Annotated in this window: 9 protein-coding genes; all 9 read right to left on the bottom strand. The window is 66.6% G+C overall.

The genetic code is table 11. The features are described 5' to 3' along the window. The coding region (locus VLF18_RS11885) for a tape measure protein (protein WP_325279837.1) at nt 1–1,439 on the bottom strand (1,439 nt) is incomplete at its 3' end. 7 nt (nt 1,440–1,446) lie between these two features. After that, nucleotides 1,447–1,989, bottom strand: coding sequence for a hypothetical protein (locus tag VLF18_RS11890; protein ID WP_325279838.1), 543 nt, complete (start codon nt 1,987–1,989; stop codon nt 1,447–1,449). After that, the gene (locus VLF18_RS11895) at nt 1,881–2,258 is read right to left on the bottom strand and encodes a hypothetical protein (RefSeq protein WP_325279839.1); all 378 of its coding nucleotides are present in this window, start codon (nt 2,256–2,258) and stop codon (nt 1,881–1,883) included. The genes VLF18_RS11890 and VLF18_RS11895 overlap by 109 nt, the downstream gene beginning before the upstream one ends. Nucleotides 2,259–2,345: 87 nt before the next feature. After that, on the bottom strand, nt 2,346–3,563 hold the full coding sequence (locus tag VLF18_RS11900; protein WP_325279840.1) for an Ig domain-containing protein: 1,218 nt from the start codon (nt 3,561–3,563) through the stop codon (nt 2,346–2,348). Nucleotides 3,564–3,577: 14 nt separating this feature from the next. Then, nucleotides 3,578–3,826: a hypothetical protein gene (locus VLF18_RS11905; protein WP_325279841.1), complete on the bottom strand. Its 249-nt coding sequence runs from the start codon at nt 3,824–3,826 to the stop codon at nt 3,578–3,580. Continuing rightward, on the bottom strand, nt 3,823–4,266 hold the full coding sequence (locus VLF18_RS11910; RefSeq protein WP_325279842.1) for a phage tail terminator protein: 444 nt from the start codon (nt 4,264–4,266) through the stop codon (nt 3,823–3,825). Before VLF18_RS11910 ends, VLF18_RS11905 begins: the two co-directional genes overlap by 4 nt. Next, complete coding sequence (locus tag VLF18_RS11915; RefSeq protein WP_325279843.1) at nt 4,263–4,787, bottom strand: phage protein Gp36 family protein; 525 nt, start codon at nt 4,785–4,787, stop codon at nt 4,263–4,265. The genes VLF18_RS11910 and VLF18_RS11915 overlap by 4 nt, the downstream gene beginning before the upstream one ends. A 6-nt stretch (nt 4,788–4,793) precedes the next feature. Further along, entirely contained in the window at nt 4,794–5,369 is a 576-nt protein-coding gene (locus VLF18_RS11920; RefSeq protein WP_325279844.1) for a hypothetical protein, read from the bottom strand. 149 nt (nt 5,370–5,518) lie between these two features. Then, nucleotides 5,519–6,220, bottom strand: a 702-nt coding sequence (locus VLF18_RS11925) for a Mu-like prophage major head subunit gpT family protein (protein ID WP_325279845.1), incomplete at its 5' end; no start/stop codon positions are given.

The raw sequence follows: 6,220 nt of genomic DNA on the forward strand, positions 1-6,220 counted from the left end.
TTCGCGAGCGCCGTCCAGTTCGCGTGCAGCGTGGCCAGCGACGTCGCCGTTTCCTTGGCCTTGGCGATCGACGCGTCGAGCTGCCGGTAATGCTGCCGCTCGGCCTCGATCGCGCTGTAGACACCATAGGCGACGGCACCGAGCCCGAGGATCACGGCGCCGACCGGACCGCCGACGAACGAGAGCAGCGTCGTGCCGAACCGTGCGAACACGCCGGTCGCTGCCGCGCTCGCGGCCGTCGACGCCGCCGTCGCTGCGGCCGTGCGCGCCTTGGCGGCCGCCAGGGCCGTTTCCGCGGCTATGGCGCGGGTTGCGCTGCCGCCCATGACCGACAGCGACTGCGCGTGCGCCAGCTCGGCCGCAGCCGCGGCTTCCGCCGCACGTGCCTCGTTGAGTTCGGCCGCCGCGAGTGCCGCCGACTGCAGCACCGCACGCTGCTTGACGACGATCGCCGCCGTCATGCCCGCGACGAGCTTCACGCTCCACGCCGACGCGACCAGCGTGAGCGCGACGATGAGGCCGTTGAGATTGCCGGCGACGCCCGATATCGCGACGGCGACGAGGGACGCCGCACCGGTCGCATCCGACGCCTCGCCGATCCATTTCTGCCAGGCATTGCTCAGCTGCGTCGACGCCCCGCCGATCGTCAGCGCCATCTGCGCGAACTGCTGGTCGAGCTGCTTGCCGCCACGCAGCAGCGCGTCTGTGATTACGCGTGCGGTGATCTGTCCGTCGGCCGCCATCGCGCGCAGCTCGCCGCGCGTTTTGCCGAGCGACTTCGCGACCAGGTCGAGCAGCACTGGCGCCTGCTCGGCGATCGAATTGAATTCCTCGCCGCGCAGCGCGCCGGACGCCAAACCTTGCGATAGCTGTGTGATCGCTGCCACCGCTTCCTGCGACGTCGCGCCGGAAATCTGAAACGCCTTGTTGATCGACTCCGTGATCTGCAGGCGCTGCTGCTCGCTCAATCGCAGCTCGGTCGTCGCGCGCGTCAGGCGCGAATACAGGTCGGCCGTCGAGGCGAGTTCGGCGCGTGTTCGCTGCGACAGATCGAACAGCCGCTGCCTGACATCGACGACGTTCGCCTCGTCGCGCGCGACCAGGCGCAACTTGCTCGTGAGGTTCGTCCAACCGTCAGCAAGGTCGGCGAGCTGCCTCGCGGCCGCCGCCGCGCCCAGCGCGGCCATGCCGGCGCCGATCTGACGCAACAGGCCCGGCATCTGCGTCAGATCAGAGTTGAGCCCACGCAGGTTTTGCCGCGTCAGGTTCGCGGCAACGCCGTACTTCGAGATGTCGACCGCTGCGGTACGCGCACCGCTGCCGCTCGCCGTGATGCTCGTACCGAGTTGCGCGACCTCGGTCCGGGCGCTCCGAGTTCCCGCCACGAGCTGACTCGCATCAGTGATCAGGCGGAGCTTGACGACGGTTTCAGCGGCCACGGTGTCCTCAGCGGTTAAACCACGTCTGCGCCGCCGGCACCATGTGCTCGGTGATGCCGCGTGCGATGGCCGGCCACTCGCTGCGCGGCGCTCGCACGAGCGCTGCCGCGGCAAGAATTTCCTGCGCCGAAATTCCCTGGTAGTACGGCTTTTTCATCATGCCGATGTGCAACGTCCACACGCACCGCTCGAACGCCCACGCGCACCATCGGTTCGGCTCGAGCACGAGGATCGGGTCACCGGGATTTCCGGCCTTACGGTCGACGGATCGCAGGATGTCCGCCGTGCTGAGCTTCGGTTCGGCATCGTCTTCGTCGTCAACGTCAGGGGCTTCGCCTTCGTCGTTCGCCTGCTCCGCGGCGCCATTGCGCGCAGGCTTGTCGCTGCTCGCGTTCGGCGCGTCCCAAGACCAACTCTCGGGACGCCGCCGACCGTCACTGACTAGCGCGAGCGCGACCTCTTCGAGTTTTTTTCCAGCACGCCCTTGCTGATGACTTCCCAGAACGCGACGACCGCATCGTTCTGCACGATCAGGTGCAGCTTGATCCACTCTTCGGGGGAGATTTCCGCACCGGTCTCGTCGACGAGTTCGACGTCCTTGGGCAGTTCGATGACGCTGTCGAGCACGTGGTCGAGGAAGCCGTAGTTGCCGCGGTCTTCCTGGATGCGCTTCAGCTCATCCTGCTTTTCTTCGGTCTGCGGGTAGAGCTTGAATCGCACCGTGAACTCGTACTTGCGCACGACGCCGGCCTTGTCCGGATCGGGAATCTGACTGGTGAACTTGGACGCGAACGTCTGAACGAGAGACAGCTTGGCCATCGAAATGCTCCGGCGTGGATTGATGCGGGTGGTTGAAAGCATGCGAGGCGCAACCGCGCCCCGCATGTGGTCGAGTTCCAAAGCCCGTTACGGGCTGATCGTGATGCTCAACGCGAGCGTCGCGGTCTGGCCGATCGCATCGGTCACGCGCACCGTCGGCGTGAACGTGCCGGCCGCGGTGCAGTTGCCCGTCCACAGGCCCGTGGTCGGATCGAGCGTCGCACCCGTCGGGCCCGCGCCGCTCGCGAGCGACCAGGTGACCGGACCCACGTAGGCGCCCTTGATGCCGAGCGGGCCTTCGGTGTACGGCGAACCGACGCTGCCGAGATCCGTCATCGTGTCCACGAGCGCGATCGGCTTGCTGTACAGCAGCAGGAACTCGTCGCCGCCATCGTCCGTCGGATGGCAGTTGCCGGAGATCTCGTACACGAAGTCGCCGGCCTCGTCGGACTCGTCGATCTTCTCGATCTGGCCTCGCACCGTCAGCATCGTCGTGTTGCCGTTGTCCTCGATCACGAGGAAGCTCATCGGAATGATCGTATTGGTCCGCTGAAGCTCGTAGACATCGAGATCGTCCGTCGTCGCCGGCACGAAGCGCGCCTTGTACGTCGCGACGCGATCGCCGATGCGGTGCGTGCGCAGATCGGTGAACTCTTTCGCTTTCAGATCCGATCCGAAGTCGAGCGACAGCTCTTTCGCATTGACGCGCACGCCATTGACGGCCATGCGCGAGTTCTCGGCCGAGACGACGACCGGGTCGCGGAACTGGGAATAGTCGACTCCGGTCGGCAGGTCATCGTCGGTGACTTCGGTAAACGACCCCTGTGTCTTGGTCATTGCCTTGTTGAAGTCGCCGACCTTGAACGTCAGGCCCGAGATCGCGGCGCGCGCATTGGTGACCTCGGTGAACTTCTTGCCGTGGAACCAGTGCGCCGTCGCGCACTCGATGTCGCGGCTGATCGGGTTGTAGCGAGTGACCCACGCGTCGACGTAGGAGCGCGCCATGCCGCCGATTTCGAGCATGAGTTCGCACGGCGCGGGCTGCGATCCCGGCGTCAGCGGCGGCACGAGTTCGATACCGCCTTCGATGATCCGGCGGCGGTTCGTGATCATCTTGCGCGGCGCGGCGAAAAACGGCCGATCGACCTTCCGCTCGACCGAGTCGGTTTCGGTCGAACTCTTGCCGTCGAAAATCTGGAACGCGTGCGTCGCGGCGGCCAGCGTGGCCGGTACGTCTTCGGCCGTCTGCTTGCCGAGCAGCAGGGCACGCTGGCTGAACAGTTCGATATCGTAATGCTGGGTCATTGCTCAGTCCTCACTCAGCGCTTGCGAGCCGGCGATCCGGCACGCTGCTGCGGTTTCGTGGTGCGCGACGTGGTGCCGCGCGGCGGCGCCGACGGCGGAGTACTCGCCGCACTGGCGCTGGCCGGCTCGGACGCGTCCGGCGCACCGGCGCCCGCGTCGTCGTTCGTCGACAGGTTGTCATTCGGCGCGTCGTCATCGCGGCGCAGCTCGCCGTTGTCGACGCGGTACGTGCCGCCACGCAGCGGCATGGGATTCTTTTTCATGTGGGCACCTTGGTCGTGCGATACGTGGAGAGGTAAACCTCTTGCGAGATGAGCAACGCGCCGCCGTAGAGATTTTCGTTGCTCGATTGCAGGCAGAGTCCCGTGAACTCGCCACTCGGCCGATAGCCGAGCAGCTGCTCGCGGCCGAGCGCAATCAACGCGTCCATCTCTTCGCGCGCGGCGGCGCCTGAATCGGATTCGCGGTAGTTGCGCACGAAGTAAACGACGGCGATCGCCGCGTCGATCCTCTGGACCTGGACGCCGGTGCCGTACGTCGTGTCGCGCGCACGCTCCTCGCGCACGACGTACGCGGCCGGCACGACGGTCGGCGGTGTCTTGAGCGCCGTCGCCAGGTCCGCGCTGATGCCGATGAAGCGCAGCGGCGATACCGGCGCCAGGCGCTGCATGACGCCCGTCAGCGGATACGGGCCCAGCGTCACCGAAAACCTCGCAGCTGATCCCGGCCGAACACGGCCGGGTCAGCGACGAACTGCACGTCGCCCATCGTTGCAGGATTGCCGGCCGCGGCCGGATCGGTCGTGCCGAGCGTGAGCTTGCCGTCGCGGATCTCGCGCAGGCGCGCTTGCGCGTTCGCATAGTCGCGGACGATCGGATGGTCGCGCTCGGCCGCGAGGATGTGTTTGTGCAACTCGTAGCGCACGATCGCTCGCGCGATGGGCACCAGCACGGCCTCAGCCGACGCATCGAGCGGCAACGTCACGCGGCGCGCGATGTAGCCGTCGATCAGCGCGTCGGTTTCGGCGACCGTGGACTCGATGCGGCGCTTCGCCTGGTCGGCGAGCGCCACCTCATCGGCCGACCAGCTGCTCGTGTCGCCGCCGCGAAGCGTGCGATCCATCAGCTCGGGATCGACGACGGCCGTGTGCTCGGTGCTCGCGACCTGGCCGAGTTCGCGGGCGCCGGGCAACTCGGCGAGCTGGACGAGTGAGACGTACGGCATGACGCGTTACCGCCGCGCGCTCTTCGGCTTCGCAGCGGGCGCGGCGACCGAGGCCGGCTTCTGCGGCTCCGCCACGGGCGGTGCCTTTACCGGCTCGACGGCCGGCAGCAGCTGCGCTTCGCGTTCGCGACGCTGTTCGGCGATCACCGCATGGGCGTCGGCGTCGGCGCCAGCGAGCGGCGGTTCGAGATCCGACGCCTTCAGCGGCGCGGCTGCGGCGGCAGAAAGCGACGCAACAACGTGCGCGACGGGCACGCCAGTCGCGGCTGCGGCCCTGAAGCCCGCGGCAGCAACCTGCGCGACGTGGTGAGATTCGACGAATACTTCGCGCGCACGCGCCATGCCGAACTCGCGCTCGGCGGCGAGAAGCGCTTCGCGCAGTGCTATTCCGGGTACGCTTTCCGGCTCGTCGTCGCCACGATCCATCTGTGCATGCACGACGAGCTGCTGCTCGAACACGATCGCGCGCACGTCGTCGTAAGAGAGTTCGCGCAGTTCGAGTTCGGTTGTTCCTGCGGACGAGAATTCCCGGCCCGCTCGGCGAAACGATGCGGCGATCGCGCGTACCAACAGTTTCGACATGGTGCTCTCCTGAGAGCGCACCGGGCGCAGTGCGCCCGGCTGCTCCTACTGCTCTCGCTGCGGGTTGTTCGGTCTTGTCTGGCCCGCGGGGGCGCACGATTGCGCCCCTGTTGGCTCTTGCTCGCGTCGGCTCTTCGGTGTTTCTGCCGTTACACGAGCCAGGGCGCGTCGACGACTTCGACGAGGCCCTTCATGACGTTGTCAGCGCCGTTCGCGAGCGTCGACGCGTTGACGAGCTTGCGCGCGGCCAGCAGCAGCGACGGCGGGACGTAGAGCTTGTTCGGACGGATCGCGAGTTGCTTGCCGTAGTCGCCCTTGCGCTCGGTCATCGCGACCCACGCCGCGTTGAGATTGGTCTCGTCGAGGGTCTTGCGCGATCCGAAGGCGAGCTGCCACAGACCATAGCCGGCGACGTAGCGCGCATCGACACCATAGACCAGCTCACCCTGGAAAAAGACGTTGTCGTCCGTGGGCGCCGTTTTCGCGACGAACGTCGCCGGCTTGCGCTTCTGGAAGATCAGCGGCTTGATCGCGCGGCTCGTGTCGCACAGATACCAGGGCGTGCCCGAGCCGCTGTTGTTGTCCCAGTTCGACTGCGACTGCGCGACACCGTTTTCGTCGAGCACCGGGTGGTCGGTGTCGAAGAAGTACTGCCCGTCGTAGCACTTCAGCGTCGGACCAGCCTTCAGCGCGGCGAACACCAGTTCGTCCGGGTGAACACCCGCTGCACGTCCCATCTCGGTGACGAACGGCGTGTAGACGCCATACGTGTCGTCTTCGATCGCCGTGCTCGGGACGCCGACGGTCAGTTCGAACGGCTTGTTCTTCAGCGAATAGCCATGCGTCTGGAT

It is taken from the genome of Tahibacter sp. (assembly GCF_035481375.1).
GTDB lineage: Bacteria > Pseudomonadota > Gammaproteobacteria > Xanthomonadales > Rhodanobacteraceae > Tahibacter.